Annotated in this window: 18 protein-coding genes; 16 read left to right on the top strand and 2 right to left on the bottom strand. The window is 48.1% G+C overall.

The window, feature by feature from the left end; genetic code table 11:
• The first annotated feature begins 27 nt into the window (after nt 1–27).
• The 4 genes from KTH90_RS09345 (at nt 28) to KTH90_RS25440 (ending at nt 5,576) form a co-directional block, all read left to right on the top strand.
• Entirely contained in the window at nt 28–1,830 is a 1,803-nt protein-coding gene (locus KTH90_RS09345; protein ID WP_158351115.1) for a sensor histidine kinase, read from the top strand.
• Nucleotides 1,805–3,439 carry a response regulator transcription factor gene (locus KTH90_RS09340; RefSeq protein WP_238726685.1) on the top strand — a complete coding sequence of 545 codons (1,635 nt, stop codon included), beginning with the start codon at nt 1,805–1,807 and terminating at the stop codon, nt 3,437–3,439. Before KTH90_RS09345 ends, KTH90_RS09340 begins: the two co-directional genes overlap by 26 nt.
• 704 nt (nt 3,440–4,143) lie before the next feature.
• Complete coding sequence (locus KTH90_RS09335) at nt 4,144–5,049, top strand: hypothetical protein (RefSeq protein ID WP_158351113.1); 906 nt, start codon at nt 4,144–4,146, stop codon at nt 5,047–5,049.
• A 425-nt stretch (nt 5,050–5,474) separates the two neighbouring features.
• Complete coding sequence (locus KTH90_RS25440; protein ID WP_408626286.1) at nt 5,475–5,576, top strand: hypothetical protein; 102 nt, start codon at nt 5,475–5,477, stop codon at nt 5,574–5,576.
• A 598-nt stretch (nt 5,577–6,174) separates the two neighbouring features.
• Here the strand turns inward: KTH90_RS25440 and KTH90_RS09330 are convergent.
• Nucleotides 6,175–6,729 (bottom strand): flavodoxin domain-containing protein, encoded by a 555-nt coding sequence (locus KTH90_RS09330; RefSeq protein ID WP_158351112.1) that lies wholly within the window; start codon nt 6,727–6,729, stop codon nt 6,175–6,177.
• Entirely contained in the window at nt 6,726–7,181 is a 456-nt protein-coding gene (locus tag KTH90_RS09325; RefSeq protein WP_158351111.1) for a MarR family winged helix-turn-helix transcriptional regulator, read from the bottom strand. Before KTH90_RS09325 ends, KTH90_RS09330 begins: the two co-directional genes overlap by 4 nt.
• Nucleotides 7,182–7,773: 592 nt before the next feature.
• Here KTH90_RS09325 and KTH90_RS09320 point away from each other — a divergent pair.
• The 12 genes from KTH90_RS09320 (at nt 7,774) to KTH90_RS09265 (ending at nt 22,763) form a co-directional block, all read left to right on the top strand.
• Nucleotides 7,774–8,718: a helix-turn-helix domain-containing protein gene (locus tag KTH90_RS09320; protein ID WP_238726684.1), complete on the top strand. Its 945-nt coding sequence runs from the start codon at nt 7,774–7,776 to the stop codon at nt 8,716–8,718.
• 9 nt (nt 8,719–8,727) lie between these two features.
• Nucleotides 8,728–10,785, top strand: coding sequence for a beta-glucosidase family protein (locus KTH90_RS09315; protein WP_238726761.1), 2,058 nt, complete (start codon nt 8,728–8,730; stop codon nt 10,783–10,785).
• Nucleotides 10,786–10,892: 107 nt separating this feature from the next.
• Nucleotides 10,893–11,810, top strand: coding sequence for an MBL fold metallo-hydrolase (locus KTH90_RS09310; protein ID WP_158351108.1), 918 nt, complete (start codon nt 10,893–10,895; stop codon nt 11,808–11,810).
• On the top strand, nt 11,749–12,879 hold the full coding sequence (locus KTH90_RS09305; RefSeq protein ID WP_238726683.1) for a PHB depolymerase family esterase: 1,131 nt from the start codon (nt 11,749–11,751) through the stop codon (nt 12,877–12,879). The genes KTH90_RS09310 and KTH90_RS09305 overlap by 62 nt, the downstream gene beginning before the upstream one ends.
• Nucleotides 12,880–12,927: 48 nt before the next feature.
• Nucleotides 12,928–13,839, top strand: coding sequence for a ChbG/HpnK family deacetylase (locus tag KTH90_RS09300; protein WP_158351106.1), 912 nt, complete (start codon nt 12,928–12,930; stop codon nt 13,837–13,839).
• A 203-nt stretch (nt 13,840–14,042) separates the two neighbouring features.
• Nucleotides 14,043–14,978, top strand: coding sequence for an AraC family transcriptional regulator (locus KTH90_RS09295; protein ID WP_158351105.1), 936 nt, complete (start codon nt 14,043–14,045; stop codon nt 14,976–14,978).
• Between the two features lie 140 nt (nt 14,979–15,118).
• On the top strand, nt 15,119–16,618 hold the full coding sequence (locus KTH90_RS09290; RefSeq protein ID WP_238726682.1) for a carboxylesterase/lipase family protein: 1,500 nt from the start codon (nt 15,119–15,121) through the stop codon (nt 16,616–16,618).
• A gap of 141 nt (nt 16,619–16,759) precedes the next feature.
• On the top strand, nt 16,760–18,271 hold the full coding sequence (locus KTH90_RS09285; protein WP_158351103.1) for a sugar ABC transporter ATP-binding protein: 1,512 nt from the start codon (nt 16,760–16,762) through the stop codon (nt 18,269–18,271).
• 13 nt (nt 18,272–18,284) lie between these two features.
• On the top strand, nt 18,285–19,280 hold the full coding sequence (locus KTH90_RS09280) for an ABC transporter permease (RefSeq protein ID WP_158351102.1): 996 nt from the start codon (nt 18,285–18,287) through the stop codon (nt 19,278–19,280).
• 91 nt (nt 19,281–19,371) lie between these two features.
• Entirely contained in the window at nt 19,372–20,643 is a 1,272-nt protein-coding gene (locus KTH90_RS09275) for a sugar ABC transporter substrate-binding protein (protein WP_158351101.1), read from the top strand.
• Between the two features lie 67 nt (nt 20,644–20,710).
• Nucleotides 20,711–21,697 (top strand): ABC transporter permease, encoded by a 987-nt coding sequence (locus KTH90_RS09270; RefSeq protein WP_158351100.1) that lies wholly within the window; start codon nt 20,711–20,713, stop codon nt 21,695–21,697.
• A gap of 31 nt (nt 21,698–21,728) precedes the next feature.
• Nucleotides 21,729–22,763, top strand: a complete 1,035-nt coding sequence (locus KTH90_RS09265) for a TIM barrel protein (RefSeq protein ID WP_158351099.1) — start codon at nt 21,729–21,731, stop codon at nt 22,761–22,763.
• The last annotated feature ends 123 nt before the right edge of the window (nt 22,764–22,886 follow it).

The following is a 22,886-nucleotide window of genomic DNA, read 5'->3' as shown; positions in this document are numbered from 1 at the left end:
GCTGATCGAAACGGGGAGGGTTACCATATGTGGGCTGGCAGGGTAAAAGAGAAGCTCAGGCATCCGGGCATATTTCTTAAGATACTGGTACTGTTTGAGTGTATACTGATTCTTGTGGTGATAGTTACATCCTCCTATATAATAGAACGTTTTTCTAAAACGGTTATAGAAAAAGAGATTATGCTGGGCGATACGAAACTGGACAGGCTGGCGGATTACTGTAATGATAAATATAACAGGGTCTATAGTCTCTACAATTATATACACAGCGGACCCATAGCGGAAATAGCCGCTAAGGCGGTCCAGAATCCGGATGACGGATACCAGATTAATAACATAGAGATCACGGGCGTATTTTCAAAAGGGGTCATATCCGCGGACCCGGACATCAGTGATGTGATCATCAGCGCTGTAAATGGGATCGTATATTCTTTTTCAGGCGATGGATATGTCGCGGTAAAGCCCAGCTTTGATTTTATGCATTACCCGGCCATGGAAGAATTTCTTGACTCAGAGGATACGATATGTATGTATTATGATGACCCCACAGGCTATACCTTAAAGGAAAGGGAGCCGGTCCTCTCTTTTGCCGGGAAAATCTTCGATCCCACCATTTTTCCGAAAAGGGAATTAGTGGGCATATTTATCATGAATGTGCCCCTTAAGGCCATCGAAAAGCAGGATCCGTCCCTGAATACATCCATGGATGGGGAACTAACCCTTCTGAACAGCCATGACCAGATCTTGTATTCCACCAATCACGGCAGATGGGGAAAGACAGCGCAAGCCATGTCTCATGACGACACGGAAGAATATATCAAGTCAAAAGAAGTGGGCACATCGGGGATGAAGGCGATCTATACCCTTTCCAATCAGGATCTGATCAGAGAGATACAGCAGATGAAAAGCCAAATCTATAAGGTTATGGCAGCGGCGATTATATTTACCATGACGGTATGCCTTGTTATATACCGGGTATTCAACCGCCAGGTACAGACGCTGATCCATTCTATGAAGAAGCTGCAGACGGGAGATTTTAACCTGCATATTCCGGTAAAATCCAAAGACGAAATCGGAATTATCAGTCAGGCATTTAATGAAATGTGTTCAAAATTAGACAATTATATTTCCGAAGTCTATGCGGCGGAGATCCAGCGCAAAAACGCGGAACTGAATGCGCTCCAGACACAGATAGACCCCCATTTTTTATATAATACACTGGACAGTATACGGGCGAGAGCGTTGGCGGAACAGGATGAGAATACAGGGGAAATGATCGTGCTTCTAGGAAAGCTGTTCCGTTGGAGCAGCAGGACCACGGACAAGTTTATCACACTGGAAGACGAGCTGGAATACATAGATACGTACTTAAAGCTGCAGAAATACCGGTATGAGGATCGCCTGGATGTGGATATACGGGTGCCCGAAGATTATCTGGATGATATGATTCCTAAGCTGATCCTGCAGCCCCTGGTGGAAAATGTGATCAAGCATGCGCTTTCCGACAAAGAAGGGACGGGGCTGATTGGTATCGTTGCAAAGGAAAAGGAGGGCAAACGCCTGGAGATTACCATCTTTGATAACGGCAAAGGAATTGAGGATCAGGTCCTCCGGGAAATGTATGAGAAATTAAATCAACAGGTAGCACAGGATGAATTCAAAAGTATCGGCCTGCAAAATGTCCAGGCCAGGCTAAAGCTTCTGTTTGGCGGGGAATATGGGCTGATGATCAGAAGTATAGCAGGTGTGGGCACTGCTGTGAAGGTTATTATTCCAATATTAACAAAGAAGGATGTGCAGGAGGATGTATCAATTACTTATCGTGGATGACGAAAAACAGACTCGGGAGGGAATCAAAAGACTGCTGGAATGGCAGGATTACGGGATTGAGATCTGCGGGGAAGCTGGGAATGGGCAGGAGGCTCTCAAAATAATCGAAAGGCAGCGTCCGGATATCATCCTGCTGGACATCCAAATGCCGGTTATGAACGGCCTGGAACTGGCCAAAATCATTCACGCCGGATATCAGGAGTGTAAGTTCATCGTATTGAGCGGCTATGATGATTTCGCGCTGGTCCGTCAGGCGATGAAGTACGGGGCTGTGGATTATCTCTTAAAGCCTTCCGGCAAGGAAGAGATCATTCAGACCATCGAAGAGATTATTGACACGCTGGAAGACCGGATTATATCAAAGCTTCAAAATAACGAACATCTGGCGCTTCTGAAGAATAATGTCCTGAACCGGATGATCAACGGAACCATATCTTCCAGGGAGTTGAGGGATAAGCTGGAATTGCTGGAACTGGACTTTTCGAAGGGACCCTTTGCCGTGGCATCGGTAGAGATCGCCCAGACGCCGGATTCTGCAGCATCGGCAGAGATTGACCAAGCGCCGGATCCTATAGCTGAGGATGACATCTCGCGGCAGATATTCGGCATCTGCAATATTTGTGAAGGTATCTTAAAGAAATCCGGCAGGGGCTTAGCTCTTACTGATTCGTCCGGCCGGGTAAGCATGATCCTAATGGAATACAGCGGCTGGTCGTCGGATGAACGATTAAATAAATTGCTGAAGCGGTGTATTCTAGAGGTAAAGAAGCATATGAATCTGGAAATTACCATATCTGTCGGCAATCAGGTGTGCAGCAGCCGTAAGATGTGTGAATCCTATAGAAACGCGTTGAGCACCATGTCCTACCGGTTTATATTCGGGATCGGCAATGTCCTTTATTGTGATGAGATCAAAGAATACTTTGAAAAGGCGCCGGGTTTTATCAGAATAGACGGCGAACATTTTAAAGAACTTATTAAGGAAGGCAGTTTAAAGGAGGCTGGCAAATATGTCCGGGAGTTGTTTCTGGCCCAGATCCGCCGTGATCCGCTTGCAGAGATATATGTGCTGAAAAACAGCGCTCTGGAATTGAGCGTGTTGGCGTTTCAATGTCTGGCTGAGAATGCGTTTATTGACCAGAATGAGATCTATGATATGAAAAATCAGGTTCTGGCAGAAATCATGCTTCAGACATCGCCGGAAGATGTCAGCAGTCATATGCTTGACATATTGCGGAAAGTAATCGGACTGATCGGGAGCAGCCGGGAAAAGACTTTGAGCAAGCCGGTCTTCGATTCGATTCAATATATTGAGAGGAATTATACCGATCCGGATCTTTCGCTGCAGTATCTGGCTGATGATTTTCACATCAGCACCGCTTATCTGGGGAAGCTGTTTAAGAAGGAGATAGGCAGTAACTTTAATGATTACCTGAATACATACCGGATCCGGAAGGCGGAAAAATTGCTGGTGTCCACAAACTATAAGGGGATCGAACTGGCGGAAAAAGTGGGATTTGCCAGTTATAATTATTTTTATATTGTGTTCAAGAAGGTAACCGGGCAGAAGCCTATGGATATCCGGAAAAATGCTTTGGGGGATGTGTGAAGAGGGAGGTGAGGGCCGGGCGGAAAGGGAAACGCCGCGGCCGGGTGGAATCAGGCCGCAAATCTTGCGGGGACAAATCACTTCGGCCGGACCTAAGAACAACTAACTCCGAAGACAGGAGAACCTCTGATTGGCAGGACCCGCAACAAACTCGCCAAAGGACGGCTCGGACAGTGTTCCGGGCCCTGCGAGGTTCTCCCGCCTTCTGCGTAAGTAGTTCTAAGGTCCGGCCTCAAGTGATTTGTTCCCGCAAGATTTGCCGCCTGATTCCACCCGGCCGCGGTGTTTCCCTCTCCGCCCTGCTTTGTTAAAAGCCTAGTGGGAACGCTTTTAAGGCCGGAATTTGAGAAATGGATTGACATTTGTGATGTTGAATGCCATACTATAAAAACAAATCTAAGGAAGAGACAGTCTTTTGATATCCTTTTCTCAACTCTATGGTATATGCAGGTATGACCGTGATACATGCAGTATACCCGGTTAAAATCTAACAGACAAAATCAAAATAGCTTCATTGCTTGTAGTATTCTGATATTTCCCTTATAATAACCTTATACTTAACAGCATCCCCTAATGCATGCCCTGCGGGCCGGGTCGCAGCCTCGCTGCTCATTAAAGTTAAATATTCCCGATAAATCATCAAAATGAAATGGGTATAACAGAAGACTGTTTTTTCCTCGTATTACATTTAAGGAGGAAAAAACATGAACACAACCGATCACATCGGCACGAACAAAAACTACAAGGACCGTCTGTTCCGCCTTTTGTTCGCCGAAAAGAAGTACGGACTGGAGCTTTATAACGCGTTGAATCACACCGAGTACAGCAACGCTGGGGAGCTGGAGATCAGGACCCTGGAGGATGCCATCTGGATGAAGATGAAAAATGATGTAGCCTATCTGATCCGCGATATCCTATCCCTGTACGAGCATCAAAGTACTATGAACCCGAATCTGCCGGTACGCGGGCTGCTTTATTTCGCGGATATGTTCCGGGGGATACTGCGCGGGAAGCACATCTACGGCACAAGGCTGGTCACTCTGCCGACACCGGTCTATATCGTATTCTATAATGGCGACCAGGAGATCGGCGAAGAGAAGTGGCTGAAGTTGTCCGATGCATTTGCACACGGAAACGGGCAATCTAAAATGGAATTACTCGTACGTGTTCTAAACATCAACGGCGGGCATAACAGCCAACTGATGGAGCGATGCCCTATTCTCAAGGATTATGCGGTTCTGATCGGCAAGGTGAAAGCGCACCGCGGGGAAATGGATTTTGGGGAGTCGGTAAAGCGGGCCGTGGAGGAGTGCATTGCTGAAGGGGTATTGAGAGAGTTCTTGATGACAAGGAGGGCGGAAGTGATGAATTCAATCCTGACGGAATATGATGAAGAGAAAGTTCTGGCCGACATCGGACAGGAGCGCTATGAGGACGGAAAAGCGGAGGGAAAAGCAGAATCAATCCTTGAATTGCTGGAAGAAGGTGGGGATGTCCCGGAAGAGTTAAGGGACGTCATTCTCTCCGAGACGAATATTGAGACACTAAAGCGATGGTTAAAGCTTGCCGCCAGAGCGGATTCCATCAAGACGTTTAAAAGCCAGATGTGATGATAGTATATCACTGGTCTGTGTATACAATAAGATAGCCGCTTCCAATTACCATGTCTTTTTGTAGCGGGATATGAATCAATTTTATAATGAATATTCGAAAAAGCTTCAGGCCGATTGGTCTGATGCTTTTTTAAAAGTATGCCAGGCGGCGCACGTTGTAACAAGTGCAATTTACGGTACTGGCCGATACTGTCTATAACTGGATATGCCGCCCTGGCCCGGGAGCCGCTGATTTACTGTCTGGAGTCGGTGGATCAGGAGGATGGTCTGGCAGGAATTTGTTATGATGTTCACAGGTACCATCTGTAATCGATGCTGGGATACATTCGGAAGACGGGTGGAAGGATATAAAGGTATTGGAGGGAAAAGCTTATCGGCGCAAAGGGCATGAGAAATTGCTATATACCGATGTAGTACCGGAAGTGGAGGAATGCCTGTTCCGGGCAGTGCCGTATTTTAGCTGGGGGAACAGAGGAGTGAGTGATATGGATGTATGGGTTCCATATATACGAGGCATTCATTAATACTATAAAGTATGGTATACTTAATTTAGATTAGTATACTTTATTTAAAAGTGAAAGTCGGTGATAAATATGAAACCCAGACTTAAAGTAACTATTGGAAGCATTATTTTGTTGATTATATTCACCGCAATTATTCTTTACGGTCAATACTCATTTGACTATAAATCATTCAAATATATAAAAAGTAAAGATTATGATTGGATTAATCTTGTATCTGATACCAGGAAAATAATCATTAGTGATAATGACGATAAGAATTATCTAGCCTCCATTGTAGATAATACAATTATTTATCCGCGCAGATTTAGTAATTTATTTAATACTAACGAAAATGGGATAACTATCTATATTTATAGGGGTAATGAGATAGAAAGTACGCTGAATTATAGTGCGAAGGATAATGTTGTCTATGGCAGGTACTTTTGGCTTGGTTTGAATAATAATGAATTTCGTGATTATTTCAATAGCGTATTAGATGATAAGATATAGCCCATGCGGGATAGAAACGCATGGGCGTTTTAGTGATCTCAATTTTATCATTCGGGTAATTCAGAATTACGAATATCCTAAGGCTTTTACCATTTGTGATAGAAACGGTTCAGCGCGGCTTTTCACCTGCCCTGATATCTGCCACCAGCGGGGCAAGGGCTGCGCGGTCCGTAAAGTCGGTGTCGTGATCCGCACTTTGCAGGATATCCCGCTCATAGCTGCTCCGCTCGTTTTCCGGTTTTTTGCGCAGTGCTTTGATCATCATGTTTATCATCATGCGGTGGAGAAAGCTCATTTTAGAGTAAAGTATGCCGCCGCGCAGATGATAAATGTGTACCTTTTCCCAAAGGGCAGGTGGCAGCTTTTGTTCTAAACCGCCGCGGATGGCTTTGATGTTATCCTGATCTGTTATGTCGGAGACACCCACGGTAAATAGATAGAGTGCTTTGTCCCGGAAAGTATCAAGGTATTTTGTCAGCAGGGCAATGCCGTTAACGCCTCCGGCATAAAGGCCGCCGCCATACACGATAGTGTCATACTGCTGTAAATCAGCCTGCTTCACCCGGTCGGCCTGAAAAAGGCCGGCGCCTAAATCCTCTGCCAGCCATCTGGCGTAAGTTTCAGTGGAGCCATAGTGTGATTGATAGATCACTGCTGTTTTCATGTCATATCCCCCTGCATTTTATTAAGGTTGTCGATGAGTTTCACAATCACACCGGCTGCTGCCCCGCATTCCTCGTCGCTGATGCCGGAAAAAAGTTCGGTAAAAAAAGGAACGGATTCCTGAGCTGTTAGCCGTAAGATCTGCCTGCCCTGCATAGTCAGCACTACGCTTTGACTTCGATGATCCTCGGTGCTGTCCCGCAGCTCCACATATCCCCTCCGCTGCAATACCTCCAGCATCTTGCTGACGTTCTGCCGGGAAGTATCTGTCTCCCTGGCCAGCATGGTGATGGTAGGCGGCGGATCGGCGGACAGGTCGCTTAAATTACGAAGCAGAAACCACTGCTTTGTGGAAAGTCCATGTACCCTTTTGTCGGCTGCCAGCTGTAATTTGTTCGCCAGCACAAAAACACCGCCAAACATGATGTGTTGTTTATTCTTCGGAATTTTCATCTTAATCTCCAGTCCATGTCTTCAAGAGCTTGACAAACAGTAAGGTAATCTGCTGCCTATTATACGCAATAGGTTGCGTTTTGTCAAGCTGTTGGGAGACCGATGTGCAAGGTTAAGACTTGGATTTTTAATTTAGTTGCTGAGTGACCGCCTGCTGAAAAAAATGCTGGAAAATACCTGCTTGTGCAAAGAGGCCAGGGGAAAAATACGCATTACACTTTGCCGGTAACGAACTCATTTCAGCGGGTTATTCTATCGTGAAAATCCAGCCTGATTTGATAATCAGGATAATCTGAAATGATAACAAAAATTCCCGTGTAAAAGATATAGTAAAAATGCAATACCAAGATTGTAAATTCGGGAATGGATATTGGGATGGTGTACATGCTTCACAAAAATTAAATCTTATATGATAAAATCAAATTATACTTTGCAGTATCCCTTAATGCAATGCCATACGGGCGGGTTCGCGGCATTCGCCTAAGGTATAATCTTATCGTAATAAAGTAAATGTGAGGGTAGTGTGAAAGAAACCTACAACTTTCATCACTATTTGTGCCGCCAACGAAAAGGCGGCGGAATGGAGATTTCTATGAAGCAAAAAAACAATCCTGGCATGTACGAAAGTATTCAACATTTAATGAATTCGGCGGCGAAGATTTTTGTTACCGGGGTCCGCAGTTCAGCATATCACTGGCACTACGATTATGAGTTCATAGCGGTTTTGAAGGGGAGAATAGAGGTACTGTACGGCCTGTATGGCCCGGAGCCGCAAAGACTTTCTGAGGGAGATATTATACTGATTAATCCGAAAGGGGTTCATGGAGTACGGGGGATCGAACTGGATAACATCTGCCTGCTGATCCAGTTCCCCTCCAGCTTATTTGAGCCGATCACGGCAGGGATGAAATACCATTTTTTCCTGAACAGCGTGAACGGACAATACCCTCCCAAATTACCTTACGGGCATTATCTGAATATCGCGGTCCGAACAGCGCTTGCACAGAGGAATGATGGAGCGGATACCAATCTGCGGGTGAATGCGGGGCTTTACCTGCTGCTGGCAGATTTTCTGGCAAGTGTACAATATGAGCTGCGGTCTGCGCCGCTCAACAATGAGAAGGATACGGAGCTTGTTATGGCGATCAGCGGTTATATTGACCGGAATCTGTCGTCGGAGAATCTGCCGGATGATATTTACCGTACATTTGGACTCAGCGAAAAGGGAAGCTATCGGCTGCTGAAAGAGATCGTAGGACTGACCTTGAAGGAAATGATCGACGCCGCCCGTATCGAGCGGGCATGCACGTTGCTGCAGGACGCCGGCATTCCTCTGCAGATCGTCTCCGATGAATGCGGCTATTCGGGAGAGGCCACCTTTTACCGCAGATTCAAAGCGGCGATGGGAATCACACCGGGTGAGTACCGGAAAGGAGCGGAGGCAAACGCAGTAAGCAACGACATACAGGATTATCTGTCGTTTGATGAATGCGGAGTCGATGCGTTATTGTGCCATTGGGCAGGATTGGAGGAATGACAATTGGAGATGACAAGGGAAGAGCGGTTAAAATATACGGAAAAGGCAGAGAACCTGGTAAGCCGGATGACATTAGAGGAAAAAGTGTTTTTGATGAGCGGCGGACAGTCTCTGCAAAAAATAACAGAGGCAAAGCGGGCGGGGTTTCATTTTAATTATACTCCGTTCAGCGCCGGAGGAAATAAACGCCTGCAGGTACCGGATCTGCGCTATTGCGACGGTCCCAGGGGCGTGGTGTGCGGCGAAGGAAAGGCGACCTGCTTTCCGGTTCCCATGCTGCGGGGAGCCACCTTTGACGTGGAGTTGGAGGAAGAGATCGGTCGGGCGATCGGTCGGGAAGCGCGTGCTTTTGGGGCCAATTTATTTGGCGGTGTCTGCATTAATCTGCCCTATCACCCTGGCTGGGGCCGCAGCCAGGAGGTATACGGGGAGGATAGCTTCGCTATGGGGGCTATGGGCTCTGCTCTGGTCCGGGGGGTACAATCCCAGCACGTAATTGCCTGCCTGAAGCATTACGCGTTTAACTCCATGGAGAACAGCCGGTTTGAGGTGGATATTAACTGCGATAAGCGTACGGAACGGGAAGTGTATCTTTCGCATTTTAAGGACTGTATCGATGCCGGGGCAGCGGCGGTGATGACAGCCTATAACAAATATAAGGGCGAGATCTGCGGCCATTCCGGCTATTTGCTGCGCAGGGTATTAAAAGAAGAGTGGAGCTTTGACGGCTTTGTAATCTCCGACTTTTTCTGGGGAATTACCGATACGGCAGAGGCGGCCAACGCGGGAATGGATGTGGAAATGTGTCATACCCGGTATTATGGAAAACAGCTGATCCGGGCGGTAAATGCCGGTCAGGTGAAGCAGGAGGTCATTGATGAGGCGGCGGTTCGCATAGTCAGAACTTTGCTGGCTACAGATCAGTCCGGCAAAGAGAGCGGCAGCGCCTGCGCGGAAGAGGTGGTCGGCTGTGAAGAACATGCGAAACTGGCGCTCCGGGCGGCGCAGGAGGGTATTACCCTGATTAAAAACGAGAGGAACATATTGCCGTTATCCAGAAAAGCAAAGAGGATCGCGGTTATTGGAAAGCTTGCTTCCAAGGCAAATACTGGAGATACCGGTTCCTCCGAGGTCTATCCGGCTTATGTGGTTACGATTCTGGAAGGAATCGTTGAGGCTGCTGTTGATTCGGAAGTATACTTTTACGACGGAGATGATATGGAACATATGAAGCGCCTGGCTGAAAAGACGGATGTGGTCATTTTTACAGTGGGGCTGGATTACCGGGATGAAGGTGAATTCGATCCTATAAAGGAGTCGAATACCAAACGGGTCACCAGAGGCGGGGACCGGAAGAATCTGGGGCTGCATGCCCAGGATGTAGAGATGCTGAAGACTGTGGGAGCTGTGAATCAAAACTCCGTTGCTGTTCTGATGGGGGGAAGTACCATCACGGTGTCTGAGTGGGAACCGTATATACCGGCCATTTTATATGCCTATTATCCGGGACAGGAGGGAGGCACCGCCGTGGCACAGATCCTGTTTGGAGATGTGAACCCTTCAGGAAAACTTCCGTTTGTGCTTCCCAAAGAGGAGGCTGACCTTCCGGAAATCAACTGGGATGCCAAAAGCCAGCGCTATCACTATTATCACGGTTACCGATTGCTGGAGAAAAATAATAAGATACCATACCGGCCCTATGGTTTTGGCATGAGCTATACCACTTTTGAACTCAGCGGGGAACAGTTCCGAAGATCCGGTGAGCAGATCGAAGCATCTGTGATGATCAAAAATACGGGTGAGATGGCAGGGAGCGAAGTCCTTCAGCTGTACGCGGTCTTTCAAAATTCCTGCATAGACCGCCCTGTGAAAACATTGTGCGGCTTCAAGCGGGTGATGCTGCAGCCAGGAGAGGCCAGGCGGGTTGAGATTAGCTGTCCCATTGAGAGGCTTAAATATTATAACGAGGAGCAGGAACGCTTTGAACTGGAACACATGGATTATGAAATCTATATCGGGACCTCCAGCGCGGCAGAAGATTTGCAAAGAGGTGTGATCAGCCTGTAAATCTTAATATAGCCTATTTATCGGCCGTTTTCAGCAGGATTGTCAGTGCGCTTCCCGTGGAAAACAGATAAACTTATCTATAGCATTGAGAAAAAGGAGGGATACCTATGGGAATCAAATCACCTTTTATCTGTGAAATCGCGCCGGATACATACGCGATTAATGAATTCGGACTTGCAGCCATGTATCTGCTGATCGGAGAAAAAGAGGCTCTGCTGATCGACACTGGTTGCGGGGTCTGTGATTTGAAACAGGTTGTCGCTGGGCTGACGGATAAGCCCTGCAAGGTGGCGGTCACACATGGACATATGGATCATGTGGGAGGAATGGGCAGCTTTCAGGAAGTTTACCTGAACGAAAAGGACTATGATTTGGCAAGAGCGCTCAACTATGAGGAACTGCGCAGCTATGCGGACGCGTTTGGAAAAGCAGGCAGTTATCAGGTATATGAATATTCAGCGGATGACGTGCCGGAACAGATACAGATGCCAAGGTTCCTGCCGCTCAGGGATAAGGCACGGTTCGACCTGGGCGGCAGAGTCGTAGAAGTGCATGAGATAGCCGGTCATACACAGGGAGGATGTGTCTTCCTGGATGTGGCGCGCCGCCTGATGTTCAGCGGCGACTGCTGTAACGTGAACCTGCTGGCTCCTGACTGCAGCGTGGAAAAGACCCTAGTAGAAGTCCGGAAATTCAGGGCGCTGTCTGAAAGATTCGATCAAAACTTTAACGGACATGTGGGATATGTGGGAATGCCGACCTGTATGAGCCAGCCAAAAAGTGTTCCGGATGATCTGATCCATATCTGTGAGACCATACTGAGCGGAGAAGGGATACCACAGCCGTACGAGTTTCTGGGACATCATTTCATGGAAATGAGTTATGGGAACGCCAGACTCTCGTATAACCCGGAGCTTTTGATAGAAAATGATGGAGAAGCGCAGCCAAAAGGAGATAAAGCAGATGTTGACAAAGAATGCGGAAACGCGGGTTCAGGAAATTCTGAAACTGATGGGAAACCATGAATTCGATCTGCAGGTGTATGTGGAAAGCGATAGCTACAAGGGAATCTGCAGAAATATGGAATGTATGCTCAGCTATCCGGATGAGGGCAGCTGTGAGGCGATCGCATATTGGCGGCAAAGAGGTCTGAATAAGGAAATCCACGACGCGGATCAGCCGACAGCCAAATGGGCATCCTACCTGCCGGCCAGCTGGGCAGACGGGATTACGCCGGAAAAAAAATATCCGCTGCTGTTTGTGATGCATGGGAATAATAATCCGATCTATCTGGCGGAGAGCTATGGATATACACACATAGCGGCCAGAGAAGAACTGATTATCATTATCCCGGAAAACGAATCGGCTGAAAATTTAGACCGTCTTCTGGCCTATGCCAAAGAACATTATCCGGTGGACTGGAGCAGAGTGTATATGGCGGGCTATTCCGGAGGCGGATGGATGACCAGCCGGCATGCCCTTCGCTGGCCCGAACGTTTTGCGGCTGTGGGTGTGGGCGGTATGATCTTTGCCAATGGCACTGCTGGGACATACTGGCAGGAAGATACCCCATGGCCGGGAGAAACGATTACAGAAGAGATGATAGAACATGCGGCTCAGGTGAGAATCCCCATGTGCGGTTGTATGGGGGAGCAGGAATTCATCAATATCCTCCCGCTGACAGAAGATAAACCGGCTACGATGGATCTGAACCGGGAAGCGCCCAACGGCCATCCGTCGCCTCACCTGGATCTGACATCAAAGAATAAAATTGCCTGTGTCAACAACTGGAGGCGTGCAGCAGGCTGTGAACCGCTGCCGGAAGAAGAGGTCAGAAGAGCGGTACGGACCACGCCCGATATAGTTACGGAGAAACTGGGTTTTCCTTTTGAGAAGACCAAAGTTCTGAATCTGGAGGGACGCAGCCACTATATAGGAGACTGTGTAAACCGAGATGGTGATACCTTAGCACGGTTTATCTGCATGGGAAAATCGCCTCACTGGCCCAGTATGGCTCTGGCCGAGCTGACCTGGAAGTATATGAGGCAATTCGCCAGAAATCCGGAAACAGGGGAACTAATTCGCCTATCGTAAACGCGCAAATCATATGTGCCTCAAGCACAGCGAAGGGAATGAAAAAGTATGAAATTAGTGATTCGGGCTGATGATATCGGTTACAGCAATGTATGTAATATTGGATCGTTTGAAGCCATCGACCATGGCGTCGTAACATCGGCGGATATTATGCTGGACACGCCGGGGACGGTGGATGCACTGGAAAGACTGCGGAATTATCCTTGGCTGTCCATTGGATGGCATACGCATTTCTGGGGAACGCCGGTTCTTGGAGGTGAGAATGTTCCTACCCTATTCGATCCGGCAAGAGACGGATTCAGAACAGATCTGGACGCTTCCGATATCAGTTTCGATGAAGCATTGGCCGAGTGCCGTGCCCAGATGGAACTGTGTGTCAAAATTCTGGGACGCGCCCCTGATGTGGGGGGAAGCATGGTATCAACCGATACACCCTTTGGCCGTGCACTCGCCCAGGTCCACGAAGAGTATCTTATCGTTACCGATTATATGGGAACAGATCTGGGAACCTCTCAAAAAATCTACAGTGCCTCAGACAAATGGGTGGACCGGAAGATCTTCGTACGCGGCTTACTGGAATATTGCGCCCCGCTTCGGGCAGAGCCGCTCACCCCCGCAGGTTGGACCGATTCCATCACCGCCCTGGACCGATACGATCCCATCCGATTCTATATAGAAGATGAAAGCCACCTGCTGGAGGTTCCGGAAGACAGCATAACCGTTCATGCATGGCATCCCGGCTATGTGGACTATTATGTATACCGTCGTGGCGACCACACCCCGGCTGCCTATTGTTTTAAAGACATCCGTACGGTAGATGTACATGCTCTCTGCTCACCGGAAGTAAAAGAATGGCTGAAGTGCAACCGGGTCGAGCTGATTAATATGAGAGACGCCCTATACGGAACCAATGAATATCAAAACCATCTGCGCGCGATCGGCAGTGAGCTTGCCCTTTGATCGTGCATATCTCAGGAAACCCGGAGTGACAGCCGGGTTTCTTTTTTGGTTATGGGGGGCGGAGAGGTTTCCCTTTACTCTACTCCTGTAATAATCTGTCAAAAAATGAGAATAAAACGTGTCTGATGTGACAACAAAAGCTGTACCAGGATTGGTACACTGCAAATAGGAAGGGGAGAAAACGGGAAAGGAGAGCGGTAGGTATGAGAGAGTATGAGATTGTGGAGCACGCTTCTTTGGAGGACTTAAATGTTTTTCTGGTGGAGATGACCTATCGGTGCTCCCATGTGCACAAAGAATTTGAGCTGTTAGTTGTACTGGCCGGGACGATTGTGATTTTGTATGGACAGAGACAGAGGGAATTCCACAAAACGGACGTGATTATTATTAATCCCCGGCAGCCTCACGAGATACACGCTTTGACAGAGAACGCTATTATATTGTCTGTACAGGCAGCGGCCAGTTTTTGCAGAAAGATTTATCCGGAACTGTGCAATGTTGAGTTTGATAAAAATTATCTGGAGGATATTCATTCTTCCGGGTGGGAAAAGAGCGTGTACGACAGATTATTTGAACTGGCGCTGAATTATTTTGAAAGCAGGGAACAGTATGGATTTTTTTGCCTGTCCTGCTTGTATGAGATTTTCGGACTTCTCTTAAAGCATCATCCTTGGCATTGTATTTCGGAGCAGGAGAAGAGTAAAAGATATTGCAAGGGGAAACGCTTGGAGCGAATTACGGATTATATCGACTGCCACTATACGGAGAAACTTTTGTTGGAAGAGGTGGCTTTAAGAGAAGGAATTTCCGTTTCTTATGCTTCTCATTTTTTAAAAGATAATCTGGGGATATCTTTTCAGGAATATCTGACGCTGCTTCGGTTTGAAAAGGCTCGCAGGCTGGTGGAGCAGACTGGTAGGAACATTACGGAAATCAGTTTGGAGTGCGGATTCTCCGATTGTCGCTATTTGAATGGGATCTATCAAAAACAGTTGGGTTATACCCCAATGGAGTACCGCAGAGCGCATGATACACCTGTACAAAAAGGAAGTACAGGACGACAGGTTAACACGCAGAGAATTATTTCTAAGTCAGACAGTATTCAATTACTTCAACTGATCATGAAAAGAAGGGATTGAATTAAGGGCGAGCAATAAAGTACTTTATGGAGTTAAAAAAGCTTATTTGTCTATAGGTCTGAGCAGGATTGTCAATGTATATTGTCAAGAAAAAAGATAAACTAAACAATACAGATAGGATCGGAAAGGAGGAAAAAAGGATGGTACAGGTGAAAACCAAACTAGGTATTGTGGAGGGGATTTTTGATGGGGATGAAGAGCATTTGCTTTTTGCAGGGATCCCCTATGCACAGCCTCCCGTGGGGGAACTGCGGTTTAGGCCGCCGCAGCGTATGCGGCCTTGGCAGGGAGTAAAAAAATGCGATGTGTTTGGTCCGGCCGCCATGCAGAAAATAATCGCGATACCGCCGGGTAAGCGCTGGATGTGCTATGGACAGGAGTTCTTTATATCTGGAAGGGAAGGCGTGAGTGAGGACTGTCTGTATCTGAATGTGTGGGCACCCGCCAGGCGCCTTGAACGTTCAAAACGGCTGCCGGTGCTTGTGATTATACACGGGGGAAAATTCAACAGCGGAGCGGGAAGTGTGCCGGTGCTGAACGGACATAATCTGAGTTCAGAAGGCGTGATTGTTGTCACGGTTAATTATCGTCTCGGTATCTTTGGCTTTCTGGCGCATCCGAAGCTTTCAGGGGAAAGTGAACATCAGGTATCCGGAAACTACGGAATATTAGACCAGATCGCGGCGCTTCAGTGGGTACAGGAAAATATAGAATGTTTTGGCGGCGATCCGGACTGTGTCACCATCGCGGGAGAATCGGCGGGGGCGGGAAGCGTTCTGGTGCTGTACCAGTCGCCGCTGGCGAAAGGCCTGTTCCACCGCGCCTTTGCACAAAGCTGTGCGCTGTTCGATGTAAGAGTTGATATGAGCCGGCAAAGCAAAGTGACGCTTAAGAACAGGGAGCAGGAAGGGGAAAAACTGTTAAGAGGGGCCGGGGTGTACACTGTAAAAGAGATGCGTGCGTTGGCTGCGGATAAGCTTTTGGAGTTGGCCGGGGAGTGGAGCCCCATCATTGATGGTTACCTTCTGCCGGGAGATTACAGGGAGATCTTTGAGAACCACAGCCAGAACGATGTGCCGCTTCTGCTAGGGAGTAATTCGGACGAAGGGGTTATATTTTCACAACCGCATATGGATGAGGCCGGTCTGAAGCAGGAATTACAGAGGCTGTACGGGGAAAAGGCAAAGGTTGTAGCCGAGCTTTATCTGGACGGGAAAACCGGGATGCCGCAGGCTTGGCATTATGAGCGGAGAGACCGGATTTTTGAACATACCATGTATGTGTGGTCGATCCTTCAGTCGCGCTATGGAAAATCTCCCGCTTATCTGTATTATTTTGACAGACCGGTACCGGAAGTGGGATTCGGCGCTTTTCACTCAGCGGCGCTTAAATATTTCTATCAGAATCTTGCATGTGCAAAAGCGGCCTGGGAGGATGTTGATTATGAACTATCAAGCCGGATGAACCGGTACCTGCTCCGATTTATGCGTTATGGGGATCCAAATGAGCAGGGACTGGAAAGCTGGTTATCGTTTTCGGAAAGCCCAGATATGGTGATGGAACTTGGTGAACATGTTGGAATGATACCCCAGCCGCATAGGAAAATGTTAGAAGTATTGACGGATATATATGGGCTGTGAGCGGGATAATCTCTGCGGATTGTACAGGATAGTCTGAAAATGAGAGCACATTTTGCAAAAACTGACAACAATAAATCGGAAAAGACTGATATAGTACATATAGTTCAGTAAATAGCCATGTAGTGGAAGGGGAAGATGAAAATGGACGATCATAGCGAGGTGCTGTTGAGTTGTAAAGATGTCTGTAAAAACTTTGGAGCTACCCGTGCACTGATTCATGTGGATTTTGAACTGAGACAGGGCGAGGTCTGCGGGCTGATCGGTGAGAATGGCAGCGGCAAATCCACACTGACATCCATATTTGCCGGGGTACAGCCTCAGACGAGCGGAGAGCTGTTTCGGGCGGGGCGGCCCTACAGACCGGCAAATATGGTGGAGGCACAGAAGGCCGGTGTGGCCATGATAGTACAGGAGGCTGCCACGCTGCCGACGATTGATGTGGCCAGCAATATCTTTATCGGGAATTATGAGCTGTTCAGCAAGAATGGTCATCTGGATGTGAAAAAAATGCACCGGGAAGCCGACAAGATTTTGAAAGAGATCGGCGTGGAGGATATCAAAGGTTCTACGCTGTTGGCGGAGCTGAATTTTGAGGACCGGAAGATCATTGAGATCGCCCGCGCCATGTATCTGAAGCCGGAGATCCTGGTTATCGACGAATCAACCACGGCTCTGGCCCAGAAAGGCCGTCAACTGATCTATCATCTGATTGATCAGATGCGCAGTGAGAAGAAAGGGGTAATCTTTATCTCTCATGATCTGGAGGAGCTGGAAGAGGTCTGCAACAAGATTACCTGTCTGCGGGACGGAGTTCTGGTAGGGCATCTGGAAGGCACAGATATCACCACTGCTAATATGCGCCCGTTAATGGTGGGACGTGAGCTGGAGGGCAGCTATTACCGGGAAGACTGGGATGGTTCCAGCAGTGACGAGGTGGTATTGGATATCAGACATATCACTTCAGAAAACGGATATGTCCAAAATCTCAGCATTCAGCTACACAAAGGCGAGATCCTGGGCTTCGGCGGTCTGGCGGGATGCGGAATGCATGAGGTGGGACGCATGATTTTTGGCTTGGACAAGACGGTAACCGGGGAAGTGGTACATGTACCTTCCGGAACGAAGATAACAAGGATCGATGATTCGATCCGGCATAATATAGGCTATGTATCCAAAGACCGTGACAATGAATCCATCATTTTAAATGCCAGCATTCAGAACAACACCGTGATGGCCTCATATAAAAAACTTTCCAGGAGAGGATTCATATCACCTAAGGCGGAAAAGAGACTGTCCGACAGGCAGATTGAAACCATGCGAACCAAATGTCTGTCAGGTAAACAGTTCTGTAATCAGCTGTCCGGCGGGAATAAGCAGAAGGTAGCCTTTTCCAAATGGCTGGCAGCCGGAAGCGAAATCTACATCCTGGACTGCCCGACCAGAGGAATTGATATCGGTGTGAAAGCTGCCATGTATCAGCTGATCTATCAGTTCAAGATGGAAGGCAAGGCGATCATTATGATTTCCGAAGAGCTGCCGGAACTGATCGGTATGAGCGACCGGATGATTATCATGAAAGAAGGCAGGATCACCGGCGAGGTCACACGAAGCAAAGAAGTCACGGATACAAAGTTGATAGAGTACATGGTATAAGGAGGGAAGAACAATGCAGGAATCATCGAATAAGCAGGCGGCGGAGGATTTGATACAGCAGAGCCTGAATCGTGAGGCAATGAAGAGGGAGCGGTTTACCCAGATTCTTCCTTTTGTTGGAATTGTACTTCTGGTTACGTTTTTTACGCTGACGACGGGGGGGCGCTTTGTGGCGGTGGAGAACCTGAAGCTGCTGCTAAACCAGTGTTTTACCATGGCGATCGTGATGGTGGGAGCCATCTTCTTGTATTCCCTCGGGTCTTTGGACATGGCCATTGGGCAGGTACTGGGCGCTGCTTCTCTGGTACTGGCGGTATTATATAATCTGGGACTGCCGATTCTGTTCTGCCTGTTGGCGGGAATCCTGGTGTCGGTAGGCTTCATGTGTATAACGGCAACGGCTAAGAACTACTTAAAGCTAAACCCGTTTATCGCATCCTTGTGTGTGTCCAATATCAGTTCGGGAATTGTAGTGGCGGTTACCAAACAAGGTAAGATTACCTTCCCCTACAGTAAAGCCCCATGGCTGAATAATACGTCTACGAAGGTGCTGGTACTCATAGCGCTGATCCTGATTGGCTATGTGTTATATAACTATACCGGGTTCGGAAAGTCTTTAAAAGCCATAGGCGGAAGTCCTGTGGTGGCGCGTATCAGCGGGGTTAAAGTGGAGAAGGTTACTTATCTGGCATACATACTAATCGGTGTTATGATCGGTATTTCGGCTTTGTTCACGGTATCGAGAAGCGGCGCGGTAGACCCTTCGGTGGGAAGCAGCATGAACTTGAATGTCATGATTGCGATTGTGCTGGGAGGTTTCCCGCTGTCGGGAGGAGCTAACGCGAGATTTTCAGCTCCTCTGATCGGTGCGCTGATGGTTACGGTTCTGACCAACGGACTGGCTATGATGGGGCAGGCGAATGCGCTGGGGTATGGAATCAAGGGATTACTGTTTATCATCGTTGTGGCACTGACCTATGAGAAGAGTAAAGGAAAGCTGATTGATTAAGAGAATTTGGGCACGTAAACGGCTAAAAGACAGCCGCCAAGTGTTCTTAGAAAAAATGTAAATATTAAATGAAGAAAAGGAGAAGAAGAGTATGAAAAAGAAAATGTTGTCCCTGCTGATGGCGGGAGTGATGGTACTGTCTTTATTTGGATGTGGAAGCAAAGGGGAAGAGCCTGCCAAGCCCGCTGCACAATCAGAGCCCACCGCGGATGCCGAGGTGCCGGCGGATACTGCCGGAGAAAAAGATGCGGAAGATAAGGGTGCCAGTGGGGATGCGGCAGGCAAGGATACCTTAAGTGCAGAGGGGATGGGAGGATATAAGATCGGATTCTTCTATCTGCCGGCTTCGGATAAAACGTCACAGGCTTTCCGTGATGCATTGGATTACTGCGCGAAAATGACTAACTGCGAGATGGAATATTATGATATGACCGCATTTAGCTCGGAAGACATCAGCACTGCTTTTGAGACATTAGTATCCAATGGATGCGACGGGATCGTCAGCGTTTTGGGTTCATCTCCGGCGTTATATGAGTATCTGAATGAGAACGAGGTCTATTATGTAGGACTGACCCGTTCCTATACGGAAGAACTGGCCAAAGTAGTGGACGATTCGGAATTTTGCGCCGGCTGGGTCGGGGACCTGGGCGGTGAGGAAGGAGTAAACTTCAAGAACGGATATGACCTGACGCAGGTGTTGGTAAAAGACGGATGTAAGAAAATCGCCATCATAGGGGCTACCGAGGGCGAGACGATGAATGATGAACGTGTAGCCGGGGTGGAAGCTGCTGCTGCAGAAGCCGGTATGGAAGTGTTGGCTACTTATCGCGGAAGTGATGCGGCCACCGGTTTTTCCGATATTCTGGCAGCCTACGGAAATGAGCTGGATGGTATTGCCTGGACCGGCGGCGGTGATCAGGGAGTAGCATCGATTCAGTCTGCCGGACTGTCCGGTAAAGTGAAACTGGTCCAGATCGATGCGGCAAGCGAGACCAGAGAGTATATGGAAGCAGGGTTACTGGACGGTACGCTGGCTGGTGGTACTACCTATATGATGGGCGCTTATATACAGCTGTTCAATGCCATGTCCGGAGCGGACCGTCTGTTCAATGAAGGCTCCAAGATTGCACCTCAATTTCAGGGATTTGTAGTGAGCAATGTGGAAGAGTGGGATCTGGCAGAATATTGTACCATGGGCGAGGTTCCCGGAGGAATTTTACCCGATGAGTTTCTCTCCCTGAACTCTTTGTGCAATCCGGGTATGAACGTGGAGGAGCGGGAGCAGTTATTAAAGGATTATCAGAATCCGGAATACTGGAATGTTACGGCGATTAATGAACGTGTATCGGCTTATCTGAAATAATACAGGTGATCAGTACGCCGCGTGGGGAACGAGAAGCCCCGGACGGATATGAGATGGAGAATGCAAAATGAAAGAAAAAGCAAAGATAATAAATTGGTGTAAAGCGTTTGTTCTGCCTCTGGCTGTATGGGCAATCTTTTCAATCATTACTGCGGGACGGTTTGCGACACTGACCAGTATTCTGTCCGTCTTAAGAACGGCAGTAGTTCCCCTGATACTGGCCATGACCTTGTCCTTTGGGATGACTATGAATATGTGGAATTTCTCGGCAGGCGCGGTTGTGTATGCATGCGCCATCTTTGGGGCCATGTTTGCCGGCAAGCTTAATATGGGTATCCCGGGTTTATGCGTGTTTTCTATTCTGATCGGGATCATCCTGTGTACGCTGATGGGAATCCTCTACCGGCAGTTCCGGGTTCCCTGCCTGGTGCTTTCCCTGGGGATGGCCATGGTGGTGGAGGCTCTGCCCGGTATCTTTATAAAAGACGGTACGGGTAAGATCAGTTTGCTGGACGGCTATCTGGGATCTGCGCCCTGGTGTTACATCATTGTTATCCTCATGTTTGCCATATTTGCTTATATAAATAGCTGCACGACACTGGGAGCAAATATGAGGGCGATCGGGGCAAATATAAAAATCGCGGATAGCGCGGGAATCGATATCGACAAAACGAAGTTTATTTCGTTCGTTCTTTCCGGATTATTCCTGGGAGTCGCAGGTATCGTACATATGTCGGCAAACGTATCGGTGACCGGAGTTACGGGCTTTGCTTCTGCAAGTATGATTTTTGACGGGATAATGGGTGTATTCGTGGCACAGGTGCTGGCCAGATATATTAATTATAATGTGGCGATTATTATAGGCACGATTACGATCCGTATGCTGAGCGCCGGCCTGGTTGCCTGTGGTTTCAGCTCTGAGATAAGGGGAATATTGACCGGTGTATTTCTGTTCGTGGTAGTAAGCTACTCTACCAATGCCGGACTGCTGGAACGGATCCGGTCACGAAAGAGAATCGCGGAACAGGCGAATGAAGAGTATTCGAAAATATAAGGAAGAATTTAAATAATAGGAGGAAAAAGAAATGAAATCAAGATTCAAATTTACAGCAGGTCCTTGGAATGTCAATGAAGGGGTGGAAGCCTTCGGACCGGGCGTCCGCGAGACAATAGATCTGGAGACGAAGGTAAAGAAGTTTGCAGAGATCGGGTTGTCCGGCGTACAGTTTCACGATGATGACGCGGTTCCGGATATGAATAACATGAGTGAAAAACAGATCATCGACTATGCGAAGGACGTGAAGTCCATGCTGGATAAGTACGGTATGACAGCGGAATTCGTGGCGCCCAGACTGTGGATGGATCCCCATACCACGGACGGCGGTTTTACATCCAACAGTAAGGAAGATTATGAATTCGCTATGTGGCGGGCTAAGCGATCCATCGATATCGCGAACGCCCTGGGTGCGAAGAACGTGGTTCTGTGGCTGGCCAGGGAGGGGACCCTCTGTGCAGAGAGTAAGGACCCGGTGGAGAAGATCGGACAGTTGATTACGTCCATCGATGAGATGCTGGCCTATGATTCCAAGATTAAGATCCTGATTGAATCCAAGCCCAATGAGCCTATCGATCGTAGTTACTGCGGTACCATCGGGCATGTCATGGCAGTTTCCGCCGCGTCTAAGGATCCGTCCCGTGTGGGTGCCGTGCTGGAGTCGGCACATGCGATTCTGGCAGGACTGGACCCTGCCAATGAGATGGCCTTCGCCCTGAAGTTTGGAAAACTGGGTTCCGTACATCTGAACGACCAGAACGGCTGCCGCTATGATCAGGATAAGACCTTCGGTTCCGAGAACCTCAGAAACGCTTTTAACCAGATCAAGGTGCTGTGTGATCATAATTACGGTGCAAACGGTGAGATGGTGGGCCTGGACGTAAAGGCTATGCGTACCCAGAAGCCGGATGATCAGTATCGCCATATCCAGAATTCCATGAAGCTGGCAATGATGATGGAGCAGAAGGTTGAAAAGTTTGACCGCGCTTTCCAGGCAGAGTGCATTAAGGAGCGCAATTACGAGAAACTTGAAATGTATGTGATGGAGCTGCTTTTAACGGACTGATTACTCTAACTTCTTGCAGCGGAAGAATATTCTGATTGATACATAATCGGGGTGCAGGCATGCAAAGTGCGCCTGCACCCTTTGTCCGTAAAATTATAAGAAAGAACACAATATTTGTAAGAT

The sequence above is a fragment of the Diplocloster modestus genome (assembly GCF_019042245.1).
Lineage (GTDB): Bacteria > Bacillota > Clostridia > Lachnospirales > Lachnospiraceae > Diplocloster > Diplocloster modestus.
Note: the sequence above shows the minus strand (reverse complement) of the source record. Positions and strands in the feature narration are given on the sequence as shown.